Genomic DNA, 18,041 nt, shown 5'->3' with positions numbered 1-18,041 from the left:
CCATTAATGGCGCCCCTACGATGATTGTAGGGGACGCATTTATGCGTCCCTGACGTATTTATGCGTCCCTGGCGTACCGCGATTTATCCTGCCTGATAGCGCAGCGTATTAAGGTTGCCCTGCAGCACTAAATCGCGTTTCAGCGTGGCAACCTGGCGGCAGATCGTGGCTGTTTCATGCTGGGCGTGTAATTTACTCTGCCACTTTGCCGGCACCTGATCCCACTGCTGATAAATCGCCTCCAGTGAACCAAACTGCGCCAGCAGCTCGCGTGCGCTTTTCGGGCCGATACCGGAGACGCCCGGAATTTTACTGCTGCTGATGCCGCATAAACCCCAGTAATCCGGCAGCTGTTCCGGGGCAACGCCAAATTCCTGTGCGATAAACGGCACATCAAGCCAGCGCTTCTGAAAATAGTCGCGAATGCGGATAGCGGGCGCCAGCAGCTGACAATATCCCTTATCGGTGGAAACGATGGTGGCCTGATGCCCGGCATCCGCCATTTTCACTGCCAGAGTAGCGGCCAGATCGTCTGCTTCATCGTCCCCGGCGATCCAGCAACTGACGCCTGCGGTGCGAAAAGCTTCCTGCAGCAGCGGCAGCTCCTGTTGCAGATCCTCTGGCATTGGCGGTCGCCCCGCTTTGTAATCCGGCAGCAGCGCATGACGCCAGCCGGGCTGGCGCTCCGGACTGTCAAATACCGCCACCGCGTGGGTCGGGCGTGTATGACCAAGCAGCTGATGCAGCGCCGCAACACAGGCGTCACGGCAGGGAGAGCCCTGAACGGCATGCAGGCGCCGGATGAGATTCAGCGCATCAATAATTAATAAATGTAGTGCCATAAAAGCGATAAGCGGCAGCCCGCAGGCTGCCTTCCTGAAGGGTTATTTGATGATTTCGTAGCAGGGGATATAGGCACTGCCCGGTAGTTTCATACGCTGCTGCGCCACAAAGCCCTGCAGCAGCTCATCCATCCGATGCATCAGATCGGCGTCGCCGCGCAGCTGATAAGGGCCGCGTTCACGGATCTCCCGGATACCGATTTCTTTTACGTTTCCGGCCACGATCCCGGAGAAGGCGCGGCGCAAATCAGCCGCCAGTTTTTCCGCCGGCTGATTCGGAAACAGGTTGAGATTTGCCATGTTTTCGTGGGTCGGCAGGAAAGGCACCTGCAGATCCGGCGCAATACGGATAGACCAGTTAAAGCTGTAAGCGTCACCGGTTTCGCGACGATGCTCTTTTACCTGCGGCATCGCTTTTTTCATCTGGCGCGCCACTTCAGCGGCATCATCAATAATGATTGTATAGTGTTTGCGCGCCTGCTCGCCCAGCGTATTGACGATGAAATCATCGAGCACGCGGAAATAGTCAGCGCTCTCTTTAGGGCCGGTGAGGATCAGCGGCAGCACCTGCTCGCTGTTTTGCGGATTCATCAGAATACCAAGCAGGTAAAGGAACTCTTCAGCGGTGCCGACACCACCCGGGAAGATCACGATGCCATGCGCGATGCGGACAAAGGCCTCAAGGCGTTTTTCGATATCGGGCATAATGATGAGTTCGTTAACCAGCGGGTTAGGCGGTTCAGCGGCGATAATGGAAGGCTCAGTCAGGCCGATAAAGCGGCTGTCATGATAGCGCTGCTGCGCATGACCTACCGCCGCGCCTTTCATTGGCGCTTCCATTACGCCAGGGCCACAGCCGGTGCAGATATTCAGCTCGCGCAGCCCCATCTGGGTGCCAACATTACGGCAATACTGGTACTCCACCGCGTTGATAGAGTGTCCGCCCCAGCAAACCACGGTATTAGGATACTCCCCGACGTGCAGCGCGCGCGCGTTACGCAGTATCGAGAAAACCTGATTGGTGATATGCGCAGAGTCGTCAGCCTGACCCGCGAGGCGCTCTGGCAGAGCAAGCTGGCCGTTAACAAACAGAATATCGCGCAGCACGGCAAACAGGTTGGCCTGCAGTGAGCGGATGATACGCCCATCTACAAAGGCCTCTTCCGGCGGATTGATCAGCTCCAGCTTAACGCCGCGCTCGCGGCGCAGGACGTTAATAGCGAAATTTTCAAAACGCGAGAGCAGCTCATGACTGCTGTCTGTCTGGCTGCCGGAGTTAAGCACTGCAAGGGAACAGTTACGAAAAAGCTGGTAGAGATCGCTGCTGGCGGTCTGCTTCAGCATGTCGACTTCCAGCTGTGAGAGCAGATCCATTGAGCCAAGCGGGCTGATATGTGTAATCAAAAGAACTCCTTTACACGCCATAGCGTGACTGATGACACTGCGCTTAACCTGCTGAGCGCAGTGACGAAAATCCCTGGTCGCATACGCTTTACGCTTAACGCCGCAGACAGATTAACGCTCCCGGTTGTGATTGCTCAAGAGGAACCGCGCATCCCTGCTACGGCCTGCGAGGTGCCTCGCACTCTGTTACTGGCGTGCCAGACGCGAAAAGCCGGGCGTGAAGGGAACATTGCTGCGCCACGGGTTGATATCCAGACCGCCGCGGCGAGTGTAGCGCGCATAAACGGTTAACGCCTCTGGCTGGCAGAAACGCTGCACGTCGTTGAAAATGCGCTCCACGCACTGCTCATGAAACTCATTGTGCTGGCGGAAAGAGATCAGATAGCGCAGCAGCGCCTCGCGGTCGATACGCGGGCCTTTATAACGAATCATCACCGATCCCCAGTCGGGCTGATTGGTGATCAGACAGTTGGACTTCAGCAGGTGGCTTACCAGCGTCTCATCTACGATTTCATTGCCCGCGGCGTGCGCAAGGTGTCCGGCATCAAAACCGTAATCGCTGATGCTGATATCCTGTTCATCGATAACGCTGCCGCTGAACTGTCCGATAGGCTGGCTTTCCAGCTCGCTCAGGCGAAACAGCGCCACGCTGACGTTGCCGCTGGCGCAGGCGCGCAGATCGCGTTCCAGCGTCTGACGCACGTCGCCCCAGTCTGCGAAACGGGTCTGATTAAAGCTGTTCAGGTAGAGCTTAAAGCTTTTCGACTCAATCAGATTTACGCTGTCAGCATCCAGCACCACTTCGCCAATCGCGACCTGCGGGACACCTTTGCTGTTTAGCCATGAAAGCTCATACAGGGTCCAGATATCTGCGCCGTGAAACGGCAGATTATCCGGAAAAAGATTGAGCGGTTCCCGGTTCAGACTGCGCGGCACAGATTGCAGCAGCGTGTTATCGTACTCATCTACATAGGCGACAGATTTGCCCAGGGTCAGGCCGCTTAAGGCCGGGTTTGGGTGTTCAGAAGACATAATGGTTACCACAAGGTGAATCAAAGTGGCTAAGTGTAACCGATCACCAGCGAGAAGATGAATGATGCAGCCCACCGCCAGCGCACTGTGTGCGTTTACCACCCGTTATATCAATCTCTGGCAGCAGCAACAGGGACACTATCCTGCCAGTAGCGATCTGGCAGGGATCCCTTCGCCCTGTATCATCAACACCGTTGATGACCGCGTTCTCTGGCAGCCGCAGCCTTTTTCGCCATCGTCAGGGCTGGATGCGGTGGAGCGGGCGCTGGATATTCAGCTCCAGCCTGATATCACTGCGTTTTACACTACCCAGTTTGCCGGCGATATGCATGCCCGCCTGCAGCAGCGCAGGTTAACGCTGCTGCAGGTATGGAGCGAAGAGGACTTTATCCGGCTGCAGGAGAATCTGATTGGTCATCTGATTATGAAACGGCGTCTGAAACAGAGTCCGACGCTGTTTATTGCTACTACTGATTCAGAGCAGGAGATGGTGGCGGTGTGTAATCTTACCGGTGAAGTCATTCTGGAGGAGCCTGGACGTAACAAACGTGAAATTCTTTCACCTTCTGTCCGGACATTTCTCGATGATATACAACCTGTTATCGGTCCGATGGAGTGATAACCGAAGCGCTATGTAAGAGATCTCTTACAAAATCTGTGCGAGATCGACATTTTGTGGGTGAACCTTTCAGAAAAGCTAAATGTAAAGATATTGTGAATCATAGAGTTATGGTATCAGTCTGAAAATTGAGACAATACTTGATCGATTAATGACTCATGCTTACTTGTTATTGTGGCGATTTTTGAGAGAATACCCACCGTTAGCAGGACGCTATGGACAGAGCGACGTTCAGGAGAATGTCAGCCAGGAGGCGGGAACGTAACGGAGTTTACGTCACAGGGAAGGCTTCAGGACGGAGCAGGACACTCAGGAATGAGTAAGGGACACCTCCAGGATGGAGAATGTGAGCCGTGCGGAGCAGGGCGAGCCAGGATGCTAAGGATGCTGTCATGAAGACAGGCAATGGAAAGCGCAGGAAGAGTTGTCACGGATGAGCAGGGAGCACTGCGGTGGCGGGAATGCTGCACAACGAACCGGGAGCACTGTTATTAACAGTGCTCCCTTTTTTTATGCGCTTTTTACGCCACCGGTGACGAGTGATATGCTTGCCGCCCATTATTTCACGGAGGCAACCTATGTCGACGCACACTATTACGCAGCGACTGCAGCAGGTCGAAGCAGTCATGCGCGAACACGATTACTGGCAGCAGAGCGCTCCTGACGCGGCCGCGTTTAACAGCGACCAGCCTTTCTGCCTTGATACTATGGCTCCGCTGGAGTGGCTGCAGTGGGTATTGATCCCGCGTATGTCAGCCCTGATCGCCTCCGGCGCGCCAATGCCTGCCGGTTTCGCCGTCGCGCCCTATTACGAAGTTGCTCTGACTCCGGTCACTCCCGGCTATACCGCTCTGCTAATCGCGCTGCGTGAGCTTGACGCGCTGTTTGCGGAGCCAGCACGCTGATGCTGGAGATTATCTATCAGGATGAGTGGCTGGTAGCAGTAAACAAGCCTGCCGGCTGGCTGGTGCACCGCAGCTGGCTCGATCGCAAAGAGAAAGTGGTGGTGATGCAGACGGTGCGCGATCAGATTGGTCAGCACGTCTTTACCGCGCACCGGCTCGATCGCCCGACCTCTGGCGTACTGCTGATGGGCTTATCGAGCGAGGCGGGCCGTTTACTGGCGCAGCAGTTTGAGCAGCATCAGATACAAAAAACCTATCACGCCGTACTGCGCGGCTGGCTGGATGGCGCGGCTACGCTCGACTATCCGCTGCTGGAAGAGCTGGATAAAATTGCGGATAAATTTTCTGCTGAACCGCGTGCACCGCAGCCTGCGGTCACGGATTATCAGGCGCTGGCGCAGACAGAAATGCCGGTGGCAATCGGTAAATACAGCAGCGCCCGCTACACCCTGGTGGAGATGTCGCCGCGCACCGGGCGTAAGCATCAGCTGCGCCGCCATATGGCGCACCTGCGCCACCCGATTATTGGCGACAGCGCCCACGGCGATCTGCGCCAGAATCGTGGCGCAGCGGCGCATTTCGGGCTCGATCGTTTAATGCTGCACGCCAGCGCACTCTCGCTGACGCATCCCTTTACCGGAGAGCCGCTGGTGATCCGCGCCGGACTGGATCCGATATGGCAGCAGATGCTGCAGCAGTTCGGCTGGCAGGATCGGTTACCGGACGTTCCCAGGGTTGAGTTTGACGCTGAGGCAGTTCAGGATAAGCCAACAGCGTAAAGGAGCAGCAAGATGGCAAAAATTGGCATTTTTACAGGCACGGTTTACGGCAATGCACTGCTGGTGGCCGAAGAGGTGCAGCCGGTGCTGCAGGCGCAGGGACATGAAGTAGAGGTCTTTGAGGATCCGACGCTGGCGGAGTGGCAGGCGTACAGCAGCGACGTCGTGCTGATTGTAACCTCAACCACCGGGCAGGGCGATCTGCCGGATAATATTGCCCGTCTCCATGCGCAAATCCATGATGAGCTCGGCTATCAGCCAGCGCTGCGCTATGGTGTGATTGCGCTGGGTGACAGCAGCTATCAGCACTTCTGCGGCGCAGGAAAAACTTTTGATGCCACGCTCCAGGCGCAGCAGGCGCAGCGTATTGGTGATGTGCTGATGGTGGATGCCGTTGAGCATCCGGAGCCTGAAAGCGTGACGACGCCGTGGGTGGAGAGCTGGGGTAAGCAGCTGTAGTGACCCGGGCCGCCCTGTATGGCGGCCCGGTATTAACGGTGCAGCCCGGTATCAGGTTACCGGTGCCGGATTAAATACCGCCAGCTGGTTGCGGATCCCCCAGCGATCGGACCAGGTCTGCTGACGACCGCTGGCGATCTCCAGAATCAGCTCAAACAGACGCCAGCCTACCTGCTCAATACTCTCTTCACCGGTGGCGATAGTGCCGGCGTTGATATCCATCAGATCATGCCAGCGCCGGGCCAGCGCGCTGCGCGTCGCCATCTTAATCACCGGAATAGCCGCGAGGCCATAGGGCGTGCCGCGCCCGGTGGTAAACACCTGCAGCGTAATGCCGGAAGCCATCTGCTGCGTACCGCAGACAAAGTCACTGGCAGGGGTAGCGGCGTAAATCAGTCCGCGCTGCGTAGGGCGCTGTCCCGGCGACAGCACTTCAGCAATCGGGCTGCGCCCCGATTTTGCAATCGATCCCAGCGCTTTCTCCACCACGTTTGCCAGTCCGCCTTTTTTATTGCCGGGTGAGGGGTTAGCGCTGCGATCGGTCTGTCCCTGATGCAGATAGTCGTCATACCACGCCATCTCTTCCAGCAGCCGTTTACCCACCGCTTCATTAACCACGCGCGGCGTCAGCAGATGAATAGCGTCGCGCACCTCCGTCACTTCAGAAAACATGACTGTGGCGCCGCAGCGCACCAGCAGATCGGAGGCGAAGCCCACCGCCGGGTTAGCCGTTACGCCGGAAAAGGCGTCACTGCCGCCGCACTGGGTGCCTACTACCAGTTCAGACGCCGGGCAGGGTTCCCGGCGGCGCAGATTAAGCTTTTTCAGATGACGTTCAGCGACCTGCAGGATCTCATCCACCATGGCGCCAAAGCCGACGTGACGCTCATCCTGCAGACGCACAATATCGTTATCATCCAGCGAGATCGCCTGTACATCAGGCGTACCGGTCAGCAGCCGCTCCGGCTGGAGCTTTTCACAGCCGAGGCTGACAATCATTACCTCGCCACCAAAATTGGGATTCAGCGCAAGATTATGAATGGTGCGGATCGGCACGACGGCAGCCGGGGCGTTGATCGCCACGCCGCAGCCATACAGATGATTCAGCGCGACCACGCCATCCACGTTGGGATAGCGCGGCAGCAGATCGCGTTCAATAAGCTGCACAACATAGTCCACGACGCCCGCCACACAGTGGACGCTGGTGGTAATGCCAAGCAGGTTGCGGGTTCCCACGCTGCCGTCTGCATTGCGATAACCATCAAAGGTATAGCCTTCCAGCGGCGGCAGTTCAGGCGGTACGTTGGTTGCCAGCGGCAGGCTGCTGAGCGGCGGCGCCTCGGGCAGGGCTACCAGCGACTCATCTATCCAGCTGCCGCGCGCAATAGAGCGCAGCGCCGTGCCGATCACTTCGCCATAGCGCAGAATCGGTGCATCCTGAGCGATATCCTCCAGCGCAACTTTGTGCCCCTGGGGCACATGCTCCGTCAGCTGCAGCCCGTCGGCAAAGCGTGTACCCGCGGGCAGGCCCTGGTCGTTGACGACAATCGCAACGTTATCCGCTTCATGAACTTTTATATAGAGTGGTTTTTCTGTAACGGGTCGGTTCATTGCTCACCTTCCGGGTAGCCGCACTGTGCATAGCAGTGCGATAAATAGTGGTTCTGGTCACGTCATCAAAGTCAGCCAGCTCCAGTATAAGCAGCACGCGCCCGCCAGCGCATTGTGCAACTGTCCGGCTTTTAGCCCCTTTCTCTCCGCACTTTGGTGGTTTTAACCAAAAGCAAGTGAAGGTGCTCACAAAGCGCTCTTTGGCTGTCTGTTTTTTGTACAATTATGGCGCTGCGATCGGCGTTTCGTGAGCCATCACGCAGCAGGATGTGCATATGCCACAAATTCTTTTTTGTTTTGACTGAATTGTCGGGCTTTCTTCCAGTGTTTCAGCCGCGGGCTGTTTTTATACTGATTTCCGTTCTTAGAGGTTTGGTTACCTGTCACGACGCATCAACGTTCGCCATAACAACAATCGCCGTGTTTAACCCGACATCATTCTGATACCCAACGCGATGTGTATGCAGTCAGAGTGAATGTAGCGTTCGCTATATTTCAGGAGTGCATCATGAATAGTTACAGCCAGACGGCAGAGGCGGTGCAGAAACGTACCAATGCCCGCTACTGGATCGTGGTGATGTTATTTATCGTCACCTCATTCAACTACGGCGACCGCGCCACCATTTCCATTGCCGGATCGGCGATGTCCAAAGATATCGGTCTCGATTCTGTCGGGCTGGGCTATATCTTTTCCGCCTTCTCATGGGCCTATGTGATCGGACAGATCCCGGGTGGATGGCTGCTGGATCGCTTTGGATCCAAGCGTGTCTACTTCTGGAGTATTTTCCTCTGGTCGCTGTTTACTCTGCTGCAGGGCTTTGTTGATCTCTTCAGCGGCTTTGGCATTGTGATTTCACTGTTCCTGCTGCGCTTTTTGGTCGGTCTGGCTGAAGCGCCTTCCTTCCCTGGTAACAGCCGTATTGTCGCGGCCTGGTTCCCGGCACAGGAGCGCGGAACGGCGGTCGCCATCTTTAACTCTGCACAATACTTCGCCACGGTGATCTTCGCGCCCATCATGGGCTGGCTGGTCTCTGAAGTTGGCTGGGCGCACGTGTTCTGGTTTATGGGCGGGCTGGGCATCATCCTGAGCTTTATCTGGCTCAAAGTGATGCACGATCCCAACAACCACCCCGGCGTGAATAAGGCGGAGCTGGAGTACATGGAGCAGGGCGGCGCGCTGATCAATATGGATGCGAAAAAAGCCGATCGCAAAGTCAGCCGCGGTGAAAAGTGGGATCAGATCAAACAGCTGCTCTCTACCCGCATGATGTGGGGCATCTATCTTGGCCAGTATTGCGTCAACGCGCTGACCTACTTCTTTATTACCTGGTTTCCGGTCTATCTGGTACAGGCACGCGGCATGTCGATTCTGAAAGCGGGCTTTATCGCCTCCGTTCCAGCGATTTGCGGCTTCCTCGGCGGCGTGCTGGGCGGCGTGATCTCCGACTATTTGATGCGCAAAACCGGCTCACTCAATATTGCCCGTAAAACGCCAATCGTTATCGGCATGCTGCTCTCCATCAGCATGGTGATGTGTAACTACACCGAAACCGAATGGGTTGTGGTGCTGTTCATGGCGCTGGCGTTCTTCGGAAAAGGCATTGGTGCGCTGGGCTGGGCGGTGATGGCCGACACGGCACCGAAAGAGATCAGTGGCCTGAGCGGTGGTCTGTTCAATATGTTCGGCAACTTCTCCGGTATCGTTACGCCTATCGCGATTGGTTACATCATCGCCACCAGCGGATCGTTTGAGGGCGCGCTGGTATATGTCGGGATCCACGCTTTTGTCGCCGCCTTTAGTTTTCTGTTTATTACCGGTGACATTAAACGCGTTGAGCTGAAACCGTATAAGGAGCCGAAATGAGTACGCAAAGTACGCCTGTCATCACTGACATGCAGGTGATCCCGGTTGCCGGTTACGACAGTATGCTGCTTAACATTGGCGGCGCGCATAACGCCTGCTTCACGCGCAATATTGTGGTGCTGACCGACAGCGCCGGCCATACCGGACTGGGTGAGGCGCCGGGCGGCGATACAATTTATCAGACGCTGCTGGCGGCAGTACCCCAGGTCAAAGGGCAGCAGATTGCGCGTATGAACCGGCTGGTGCAGCAGGTGCATAAGGGCAATCAGTCAGCGGATTTTGACACTTTTGGCAATGGCGCCTGGACCTTCGAACTGCGCGTAAACGCAGTAGCCGCGCTGGAGGCGGCGCTGCTGGATCTGCTGGGGCAGCATCTGGGCGTACCGGTGGCAGAGCTGCTCGGACCGGGCCAGCAGCGCGATGAGGTCACCGTGCTCGGCTATCTGTTTTATATCGGCGATCGTCATAAAACCGATCTGCCGTATCGCAGCGGTGATGCCGCCAGCCACGACTGGTACCGGCTGCGGCATGAGGAGGCGCTGACGCCGGAGGCGGTGGTGCGTCTGGCAGAGGCGGCGCAGGATAAATATGGTTTCAAAGATTTCAAACTCAAAGGCGGCGTGCTGCCGGGTGAAGAGGAGATCGCCTCGGCGGTGGCGCTGAAGCAGCGCTTCCCGGAGGCGCGCATTACCGTCGACCCTAATGGCGCCTGGCATCTGGATGAGGCGATCGGACTCTGTAAAGGCCTGCAGGATGTGCTGAGCTATGCAGAAGATCCCTGCGGCGCGGAACAGGGTTACTCCGGCCGTGAAGTGATGGCGGAGTTTCGCCGCGCCACCGGGCTGCCGGTTGCCACCAATATGATCGCAACCAACTGGCGTGAAATGAACCACGCCGTGATGCTCAACGCGGTCGATATTCCGCTGGCCGATCCTCACTTCTGGACCCTGAGCGGCGCAGTGCGCGTGGCGCAGCTCTGCGACGAATGGGGACTCACATGGGGCTGCCACTCCAATAACCATTTCGATATCTCGCTGGCGATGTTCACCCACGTGGGCGCTGCCGCCCCGGGCAAGCCAACCGCGATTGACACGCACTGGATCTGGCAGGAGGGCGATCAGCGCCTGACGCGCGAGCCGCTGCAGATCCGCAACGGCAAAATTGCCGTGCCGGATAAACCGGGGCTGGGTATTGAGCTGGATCGGGACCGCCTGCAGCAGGCGCACGAACTCTATAAGTCACTGCCGGCCGGCGCGCGCAACGACGCCACCGCGATGCAGTATCTGGTACCCGGCTGGTCATTTGATCGCAAGCGTCCGGCATTTGGGCGCCGTCCTACATAAGGAGCAGGAAATGAGTCAGACCCCTAAAATCGTCGCTATGCAGGTTATTCCGGTTGCCGGACACGACAGCATGCTGCTCAACCTGAGCGGGGCGCACGCGCCATTTTTTACCCGCAATATTGTGATCATTAAAGATAACGCCGGGCATACCGGCGTGGGCGAGATACCGGGCGGAGAAAAGATCCGTCAGACGCTGGAGGATGCCGCCGCGCTGGTGATCGAAAAAACCGTCGGCGAATATAAAAATATTCTCAACCTGGTGCGGAGCACCTTTGCTGACCGCGATGCTGGCGGGCGCGGCAGCCAGACGTTTGACCTGCGCACGACTATCCATGTGGTAACCGGTATCGAAGCGGCGCTGCTCGATTTACTCGGGCAGCATCTGGGCGTAAACGTCGCGTCGCTGCTGGGCGATGGCCAGCAGCGCGACCGCGTGGAGATGCTTGGCTACCTCTTCTATATTGGCGATCGCCGCAAGACCTCGCTCGCCTACCAGAGCCAGGAGCGCGATCCGTGCGACTGGTATCGCCTGCGCCATGAAGAGGCGCTTACGCCAGATGCGGTCGTGCGACTGGCAGAGGCCGCGTATGAGAAATATGGCTTCAACGATTTCAAACTCAAAGGCGGCGTGCTGCGCGGCGGCGAAGAGGCTGAGGCGGTTACCGCACTCGCCAGACGCTTTCCGGAGGCGCGCATCACGCTCGATCCAAATGGCGCCTGGTCGCTGAATGAGGCCATCCTGCTGGGCAAACAGCTGAAGGGCGTGCTCGCCTATGCAGAAGATCCCTGTGGCGCGGAGCAGGGCTACTCCGGCCGCGAGGTAATGGCGGAGTTCCGCCGCGCCACCGGGCTGCCGACCGCAACCAATATGATCGCCACCGACTGGCGGCAGATGGGCCACACGCTATCGCTGCAGTCGGTGGATATTCCGCTGGCCGATCCGCACTTCTGGACCATGCAGGGTTCCGTGCGCGTGGCGCAGATGTGCCACGACTTTGGCCTCACCTGGGGTTCGCACTCCAATAACCATTTTGATATTTCGCTGGCGATGTTTACCCACGTTGCCGCCGCCGCGCCGGGCGCGATTACCGCTATCGACACCCACTGGATCTGGCAGGAGGGTAATCAGCGCCTGACCAAAGAGCCGTTTGTCATTAAAGGCGGCATGGTGCAGGTACCGCAGAAGCCGGGGCTTGGCGTGGAGCTGGATATGGACCAGGTGATGCAGGCAAACGCGCTGTATCAGAAACATGGGCTGGGCGCGCGTGACGACGCTCAGGCGATGCAGTTCCTGGTACCGGACTGGACTTTTGATAATAAGCGTCCCTGCCTGGTGCGCTAACGCTTCAGGCTCCCTGAAAGGGGGCCTGCCGTCATATACAGGAGTAAACAGAATGAGTAATGCCTGGCCAAATACATTTCGCCGCCGCCTGCTGGCAGGAGAGACCCTGATAGGCAGCTGGTGCGCCCTTGCCAGTCCGCTGACTACTGAAGTGCTGGGGCTGGCAGGCTTCGACTGGCTGGTGCTGGACGGCGAACATGCGCCCAACGACATCACCACGTTTGTACCGCAGCTGATGGCGCTGAAAGGCAGCAGCAGCGCTGCGGTCGTGCGTCCGCCGTGCAATGAGCCGGTGATCATTAAACGCCTGCTCGATATCGGCTTCTATAACTTCCTGATCCCCTTTGTGGAGACGGAAGAGGAGGCGCGCCGCGCCGTTGCCTCAACCCGCTACCCGCCAGCGGGCATCCGCGGCGTGTCAGTTTCGCACCGCAGCAATATGTACGGCACGCTGCCGGACTATAACGCCACGATTAACGACAACATCACGCTGATGGTGCAGATCGAAACGCAGCAGGCGGTAGATAACATCGATGCGATCGCCGCCGTTGACGGCGTGGACGGGATTTTTGTCGGTCCGGGCGATCTCTCAGCCGCGCTGGGCTACCTGGGCCAGCCTGCGCATCCTGAGGTGCTGAAAGTTATTCAGTACCTGTTTGAACGCGCCAAAGCCGCAGGCAAGCCGTGCGGCATTCTGGCACCGGTAGAAGCGGACGCGCGGCGCTATCTGGAATGGGGCGCCACCTTTGTTGCCGTCGGCAGCGATCTCGGGGTTTTCCGCAACGCCACGCAGGCGCTGTGCAACAAATTTAAACTGTAACGCAGAAAGGGGAAGGCAATGAAAATTGGATTTATCGGCCTCGGTATTATGGGCAAACCGATGAGTAAAAACCTGGTCAGAGCGGGTTACACGCTGGTGGTGCGCGATCACAACGCAGGCAATGAGGCAGAACTGGCCGAACTGGGCGCGACGATAGCAAAAACGCCCAAAGAGGTAGCAGAACAGGTGGATGTGGTGATCACCATGGTACCTAACTCGCCGCAGGTGCAGGAAGTCTGCCTGGGCGCGGGCGGCATCATTGAAGGTGCAAAACCTGGCCTGATTGTGATTGATATGAGTTCTATTGCCCCGCTGGCCAGTCGTGAGATCCACGACGCGCTGGCAGAAAAAGGGATCCGTATGCTTGATGCGCCGGTCAGCGGCGGTGAGCCAAAAGCGATCGAGGGCACACTGTCGGTGATGGTGGGTGGCGATAAAGCGATCTTCGACCAATGCTTTGAGATTATGAAAGCGATGGCAGGCTCGGTGGTGCATACCGGTGATATCGGCGCCGGTAACGTGACCAAGCTGGCAAATCAGGTGATTGTGGCGCTGAACATCGCAGCGATGTCTGAAGCGCTTTCGCTGGCAACCAAGGCGGGCGTGAATCCGGAGCTGGTTTATCAGGCGATCCGCGGCGGCCTGGCGGGCAGCACCGTGCTTGATGCCAAAGCACCCATGGTGCTGGATCGCAACTTCAAACCCGGTTTCCGTATCGACCTGCATATCAAGGATTTAGCCAATGCGCTGGATACGTCACACGGCATTGGCGCGCATCTGCCGCTGACGGCCGCGGTGATGGAGATGATGCAGGCGCTGAAAACCAGCGGTCAGGGCTCCGCCGACCACAGCGCGCTGGCTTGCTATTATGAGAAGTTAGCGCAGGTTGAGATCGCCCGGTAAAGCCGCTCTCCGGCGTCTGCGGAGGCCGGAGAACAGGCTGCGTGAGCAAAGCAGCATACCGTTACGTTACCCATCGCGCCTGGATTGCCTATGAAAATTGTCATCGCACCCGATTCATATAAAGAGAGTCTGTCTGCCCTGAATGTGGCTGCCGCAATTGAAGCGGGTTTCCGCGAGGTTTTCCCGGCCGCCGAGTATGTCAAAATCCCGGTTGCCGACGGCGGTGAGGGCACCGTTGAGGCCATGGTGGCCGCCACCAGCGGTACGCTTGTCCGGCTAACCGCAACCGGCCCGCTGGGCGAGCCCGTGGCGGCGTTTTATGGCCTGTCGGGGGATGAGCGCACCGCGTTTATTGAGATGGCTGCCGCCAGCGGCCTGGAACTTGTGCCGGTGGCGCAGCGCAATGCGCTGATCACCACGTCGTGGGGCACCGGTGAGCTGATCAAAAACGCGCTCGATCGCGGCGTAGAGCACATCATCATTGGCATAGGCGGCAGCGCCACCAACGATGGCGGTGCCGGAATGATACAGGCGCTGGGCGCCCGGCTGCTGGACAGCGCCGGCCGCGATCTGGCGCCTGGCGGCGCGGCGCTGGCGCAGCTGGCGCAGATCGATATCAGCGGAGTGGATGCGCGAATCAAAGCGTGCCGCTTTGAGGTCGCCTGCGATGTCACCAATCCGCTGACCGGGGAAAAAGGCGCTTCGGCGGTGTTTGGCCCGCAGAAGGGCGCCACTCCGGCACAAATCGCGCAGCTGGATCGGGCGCTGGCCCACTACGCTTCGCTTATTCAGCGCGATCTGGATATCGACGTGCTGCATATTGCGGGCGGCGGCGCGGCGGGCGGTATGGGTGCAGCGCTGCACGCATTCTGTCAGGCTGAGCTGCGCAGCGGCATTGAGATTGTGACGGAGGCGCTCGGGCTGGCGGAGCAGGTCAAAGATGCCGATCTGGTGATCACGGGGGAAGGGCGCATCGACAGTCAGTCTGTGAATGGCAAGGTGCCAATCGGCGTGGCGCGGGTTGCCAAACAGTTTAATAAGCCGGTGATTGGTATTGCCGGTAGCCTGACCTCTGACGTGGGGGTTGTACACGCTCACGGCCTTGATGCGGTCTACAGCGTACTGTTCAGTATCTGTTCTCTGGAAGAGGCGCTGGCCAGTGCGGAACAGAATGTGCGCCTGACAGCGCGTAACGTTGCGGCAGCCATCAGGATAGGCAAAGGGCTGTAGGCCGGACCGCGATGCGCGGCGGCCCGGCGGCTAAGGCCGGTATGGGCGTCGCCATAAAGATCGTTCTGACACGCCATTTTACGCCAGCGCCAGCCGCTTACGCGCCTCGCGCGCAACGTTGGCCATCTCATCACTCAGCTCCAGCAGTTCCGGCTCCAGCGCGGCAATATCACTCGCCTGGTGCAGGCTGCCTTCCAGCTGCTGGCAGAGCTGTTTCAGGCGCGGGACACCGCTGTAACTGGCGCTGCCGTGCAGCTTGTGAATAATTTCACGCAGCCCGTTTACGTCACCTTCAGCCATACAGTGCGCCACGCGCGCCTCCACCTCAGGCAGGAAATCGAGCAGCATCTGTAGCAGGTCGCGCGCCAGGGCCGGTTTGCCGGCCGCCTGACGCAGCGCCAGTGACCAGTCAAGCGAGACGGCAACCCCCACCGCGGGCGGCTGAGAGGCGGGCGCAACCGGCAGATAGCGCTGCAGCAGCTGAGCCAGGCGGGTTTCATCAATCGGTTTTGCCAGATAGTCATTCATGCCGGCGGCAATCAGCTGCTCGCGCTCGCCATCCAGTGCGTGCGCCGTTACCGCAACGATTGGCGTGCTGGCGTGCAGCGGCAGGCGCCGGATAATCTCGCTGGCCTGAATACCGTCGATATCGGGCATCTGTATATCCATCAGGATCACATCCAGCCGCTGCTGCTGTGCGGCGTGTATGGCCTGCTCTGCGTTGTCACACAGAATGATATTTTCAACCTGCTCCTCCAGCAGCGCGCCGATAAGCCGGAGGTTAGCCGGGTTGTCATCCACCGCCATCACGGTCAGCGGCTGGCGCGGCAGTGGGGAGATCAGGCGGTGCTGACGGCTGCCGATATCCAGCAGCAGCGGGATAAAGCGCGTCAGCGAAACCGGTTTTGCGATACAGCCGGCAATGCCCCGCGCACGCAGATCGTCGGCAAACAGCATCATCTCGCTCGGCAGCGCCAGCAGTACGGCATCCGCGCGATCGCACAGCTGCTGGATCTCCGTATCGGTCAGCGTTGCCGGGTGCGGCTTAGCGACCGGCATTCCCAGCAGCAGCAGGGGATAGTGGCGTTCCGGCAGCGCAGCCAGGCTGGGATAATATTCTACCCTGAGCGGGGTGATACTCAGCATCTCCTGCACGACGCGCGCTACCGCCGGATGGGGCTCGACATAGGCCAGCGTTGTGGCGTGCAGGTCATCCAGCACGCGCGGAATGGTAGGGGCATTCGGGTTAAGATTGAGCCGGACGCGCACCCGGAAAACCGACCCCCGATCGGGCTGGCTGTGAAAAGCGATTTCGCCGCCCATCTCCTGTACCAGCTTCTGGGTGATCACCAGCCCAAGACCCGTGCCGCCGTGCCGGCGGGTAATACTGGCATCCGCCTGGCGAAACGCCTGAAACAGCTGCGGCTGCTGCATTTCCGGAATGCCGATACCGGTGTCATGCACCTGAATCTCCAGTTCCGCCTGCGTGGCGCTGAGATGCTGCAGCTCAACGCGCAGGTCGATATGCCCCTGCTCGGTAAACTTGATGGCGTTACCAATCAGATTGATCAGGATCTGCTGCAGCCGCAGCGGATCGCCGATAACGTTGTCAGGTACGCTGTTTTGCAGGCAGACGGTGATCTCCAGTCCTTTTTCATGCGCGGAGGGCGCCAGCAGCACCAGCGTCTCATCCAGCGTGGCGCGCAGCGGAAAAGGAATAGATTCCAGCACCAGTTTGCCCGATTCCAGACGCGAGAAATCCAGCACATCGTTGATGATGCTCAGCAGATTATTGGCGGAGCGCTCAATCGTACTCATATAGTCGCGCTGGCTGGTGCTCAGGCTGGTTTTCAGCATCTGGCGGCTGAAGCCGATCACGCCGTTGAGCGGCGTACGCAGCTCGTGAGACATGTTTGCCAGAAACTCAGATTTAATGCGGGCCGCCTCCTGAGCGCGTTTCTTCGCCAGATCCAGCTCGACGTTCTGAATCTCCAGCTGCTCCAGCGTTTCGCGCAGATCCCAGGTGGCCTGGTCAATATTTTGCTGCATCTCTTCATGGTAGGCGGTCAGCGACATCGCCATCGCGTTGATACCGTTTTTAAGCATGCTGAGCTCGCCCAGCATATAGCCTTCCACCCGGCTGTCGAGCTGGCCGCGCCGGATGCGATCCACGGTGGCTACCATATTGCGTATCGGGCCGGTCACATCGCGCATCAGACGATAGGCGAACAGCATGGCGAGGCAGAGGCAGAACAGCAGCAGCAGCGTTGCGACAAATACCTCTTTATACTGCGCCAGCCGTACCGACTGCAGATCCAGCTCAATGGCGACATAGCCCAGGGGATTACCGTCGGGTTTGGTCTGTTCATCCGGCTGCTCATCAGCGGAGTAGCGTTCAGATATAATCGGCGTGCGCAGCACCAACAGGTTACCCTGGCGTTCATGCGTTACGCCCTCGCGCAGCTGCGTCATATCCTCTTTTTGCAGCAGCGCCAGGTTCTGCTTACTGTTGGATGTGGCGTAAACGCGATTCTGGTTGTCGAAAACCGTAATGGCACGGACAATATCGGAATGGCGCCGGTGCAGCAGGCTGACCAGCTCGTGGATCGCAGCGCGATCGTGCCAGCTCATCCCATACTCACTGGATACCGCCAGAGGTTCGATAATATTTGCGCCGGCGTCAAAAACCTGGCGCTGCAGTTCGTTATAGCGGTGGACGACAAAAAAGGTGCTGAGCAGCAGACCAATCAGCAGCGTTGGCGCCAGTATTAAAATCATCATCCGCGCCCGCAGGCTGTATTTGGTCATCACGATGCCTTGGCGATTGCCGTGTTCCTGTGCACGCGTCGTGGCGGGCGGCACAACCTGATTAAAAGAGAATACGATTA

Annotated in this window: 15 protein-coding genes; 10 read left to right on the top strand and 5 right to left on the bottom strand. The window is 58.3% G+C overall.

Annotated features, from left to right (window positions below):
- Positions 1–83 precede the first annotated feature (83 nt).
- From xni to queF, 3 genes are all read right to left on the bottom strand, one after another.
- Positions 84–842, bottom strand: coding sequence for a flap endonuclease Xni (gene xni / locus LAC65_RS12700; protein ID WP_039379919.1), 759 nt, complete (start codon positions 840–842; stop codon positions 84–86).
- Between the two features lie 42 nt (positions 843–884).
- Positions 885–2,246 carry a nucleotide 5'-monophosphate nucleosidase PpnN gene (gene ppnN / locus LAC65_RS12695; RefSeq protein WP_039379917.1) on the bottom strand — a complete coding sequence of 454 codons (1,362 nt, stop codon included), beginning with the start codon at positions 2,244–2,246 and terminating at the stop codon, positions 885–887.
- Positions 2,247–2,432: 186 nt separating this feature from the next.
- Positions 2,433–3,278, bottom strand: coding sequence for an NADPH-dependent 7-cyano-7-deazaguanine reductase QueF (queF, locus tag LAC65_RS12690; protein WP_039379915.1), 846 nt, complete (start codon positions 3,276–3,278; stop codon positions 2,433–2,435).
- Positions 3,279–3,339: 61 nt separating this feature from the next.
- Between queF and syd the strand changes: the two genes are divergently transcribed.
- From syd to LAC65_RS12670, 4 genes are all read left to right on the top strand, one after another.
- On the top strand, positions 3,340–3,897 hold the full coding sequence (syd, locus tag LAC65_RS12685) for a SecY-interacting protein (RefSeq protein WP_039379913.1): 558 nt from the start codon (positions 3,340–3,342) through the stop codon (positions 3,895–3,897).
- Between the two features lie 578 nt (positions 3,898–4,475).
- Complete coding sequence (locus LAC65_RS12680) at positions 4,476–4,802, top strand: YqcC family protein (RefSeq protein ID WP_039379911.1); 327 nt, start codon at positions 4,476–4,478, stop codon at positions 4,800–4,802.
- Entirely contained in the window at positions 4,802–5,581 is a 780-nt protein-coding gene (truC, locus tag LAC65_RS12675) for a tRNA pseudouridine(65) synthase TruC (protein ID WP_039379909.1), read from the top strand. The genes LAC65_RS12680 and truC overlap by 1 nt, the downstream gene beginning before the upstream one ends.
- Before the next feature lie 12 nt (positions 5,582–5,593).
- The gene (locus LAC65_RS12670) at positions 5,594–6,040 is read left to right on the top strand and encodes a flavodoxin (RefSeq protein ID WP_039379907.1); all 447 of its coding nucleotides are present in this window, start codon (positions 5,594–5,596) and stop codon (positions 6,038–6,040) included.
- Positions 6,041–6,091: 51 nt separating this feature from the next.
- Here the strand turns inward: LAC65_RS12670 and garD are convergent, their stop codons facing one another.
- Positions 6,092–7,651: a galactarate dehydratase gene (gene garD, locus LAC65_RS12665; protein WP_039379905.1), complete on the bottom strand. Its 1,560-nt coding sequence runs from the start codon at positions 7,649–7,651 to the stop codon at positions 6,092–6,094.
- A 508-nt stretch (positions 7,652–8,159) separates the two neighbouring features.
- Here garD and LAC65_RS12660 point away from each other — a divergent pair.
- The 6 genes from LAC65_RS12660 (at position 8,160) to LAC65_RS12635 (ending at position 15,153) form a co-directional block, all read left to right on the top strand.
- Positions 8,160–9,515 (top strand): MFS transporter, encoded by a 1,356-nt coding sequence (locus LAC65_RS12660; protein WP_039379902.1) that lies wholly within the window; start codon positions 8,160–8,162, stop codon positions 9,513–9,515.
- Complete coding sequence (locus LAC65_RS12655) at positions 9,512–10,858, top strand: enolase C-terminal domain-like protein (protein WP_039379900.1); 1,347 nt, start codon at positions 9,512–9,514, stop codon at positions 10,856–10,858. The genes LAC65_RS12660 and LAC65_RS12655 overlap by 4 nt, the downstream gene beginning before the upstream one ends.
- 10 nt (positions 10,859–10,868) lie before the next feature.
- Positions 10,869–12,200 (top strand): glucarate dehydratase, encoded by a 1,332-nt coding sequence (gene gudD, locus LAC65_RS12650; RefSeq protein ID WP_039379898.1) that lies wholly within the window; start codon positions 10,869–10,871, stop codon positions 12,198–12,200.
- Between the two features lie 52 nt (positions 12,201–12,252).
- Positions 12,253–13,020, top strand: coding sequence for a 2-dehydro-3-deoxyglucarate aldolase (garL, locus tag LAC65_RS12645; RefSeq protein WP_039379896.1), 768 nt, complete (start codon positions 12,253–12,255; stop codon positions 13,018–13,020).
- 18 nt (positions 13,021–13,038) lie between these two features.
- Positions 13,039–13,923: a 2-hydroxy-3-oxopropionate reductase gene (garR, locus tag LAC65_RS12640; RefSeq protein ID WP_039379894.1), complete on the top strand. Its 885-nt coding sequence runs from the start codon at positions 13,039–13,041 to the stop codon at positions 13,921–13,923.
- A gap of 90 nt (positions 13,924–14,013) precedes the next feature.
- Positions 14,014–15,153, top strand: a complete 1,140-nt coding sequence (locus tag LAC65_RS12635) for a glycerate kinase (protein WP_039379892.1) — start codon at positions 14,014–14,016, stop codon at positions 15,151–15,153.
- A 78-nt stretch (positions 15,154–15,231) separates the two neighbouring features.
- On the opposite strand, the gene barA is transcribed toward LAC65_RS12635, so the two are convergent.
- Positions 15,232–17,961: a two-component sensor histidine kinase BarA gene (gene barA / locus LAC65_RS12630; protein WP_039379889.1), complete on the bottom strand. Its 2,730-nt coding sequence runs from the start codon at positions 17,959–17,961 to the stop codon at positions 15,232–15,234.
- Positions 17,962–18,041 lie beyond the last annotated feature (80 nt).

Origin of the sequence: Pantoea eucrina, from assembly GCF_020079945.1 — a bacterium.
GTDB classification, from domain to species: domain Bacteria; phylum Pseudomonadota; class Gammaproteobacteria; order Enterobacterales; family Enterobacteriaceae; genus Pantoea; species Pantoea eucrina.
Note: the sequence above shows the minus strand (reverse complement) of the source record. Positions and strands in the feature narration are given on the sequence as shown.

What these genes read in the sequence shown, in the direction of transcription:
- truC (WP_039379909.1), top strand. Translation starts at nt 4,802, where the DNA reads ATGCTGGAGATTATCTATCAGGATGAGTGGCTGGTAGCAGTAAACAAG.
- LAC65_RS12680 (WP_039379911.1), top strand. Translation starts at nt 4,476, where the DNA reads ATGTCGACGCACACTATTACGCAGCGACTGCAGCAGGTCGAAGCAGTC.
- barA (WP_039379889.1), bottom strand. Translation starts at nt 17,961, where the DNA reads ATGACCAAATACAGCCTGCGGGCGCGGATGATGATTTTAATACTGGCG.
- LAC65_RS12655 (WP_039379900.1), top strand. Translation starts at nt 9,512, where the DNA reads ATGAGTACGCAAAGTACGCCTGTCATCACTGACATGCAGGTGATCCCG.
- queF (WP_039379915.1), bottom strand. Translation starts at nt 3,278, where the DNA reads ATGTCTTCTGAACACCCAAACCCGGCCTTAAGCGGCCTGACCCTGGGC.
- LAC65_RS12670 (WP_039379907.1), top strand. Translation starts at nt 5,594, where the DNA reads ATGGCAAAAATTGGCATTTTTACAGGCACGGTTTACGGCAATGCACTG.
- garL (WP_039379896.1), top strand. Translation starts at nt 12,253, where the DNA reads ATGAGTAATGCCTGGCCAAATACATTTCGCCGCCGCCTGCTGGCAGGA.
- syd (WP_039379913.1), top strand. Translation starts at nt 3,340, where the DNA reads ATGATGCAGCCCACCGCCAGCGCACTGTGTGCGTTTACCACCCGTTAT.
- LAC65_RS12660 (WP_039379902.1), top strand. Translation starts at nt 8,160, where the DNA reads ATGAATAGTTACAGCCAGACGGCAGAGGCGGTGCAGAAACGTACCAAT.
- garD (WP_039379905.1), bottom strand. Translation starts at nt 7,651, where the DNA reads ATGAACCGACCCGTTACAGAAAAACCACTCTATATAAAAGTTCATGAA.
- gudD (WP_039379898.1), top strand. Translation starts at nt 10,869, where the DNA reads ATGAGTCAGACCCCTAAAATCGTCGCTATGCAGGTTATTCCGGTTGCC.
- garR (WP_039379894.1), top strand. Translation starts at nt 13,039, where the DNA reads ATGAAAATTGGATTTATCGGCCTCGGTATTATGGGCAAACCGATGAGT.
- xni (WP_039379919.1), bottom strand. Translation starts at nt 842, where the DNA reads ATGGCACTACATTTATTAATTATTGATGCGCTGAATCTCATCCGGCGC.
- LAC65_RS12635 (WP_039379892.1), top strand. Translation starts at nt 14,014, where the DNA reads ATGAAAATTGTCATCGCACCCGATTCATATAAAGAGAGTCTGTCTGCC.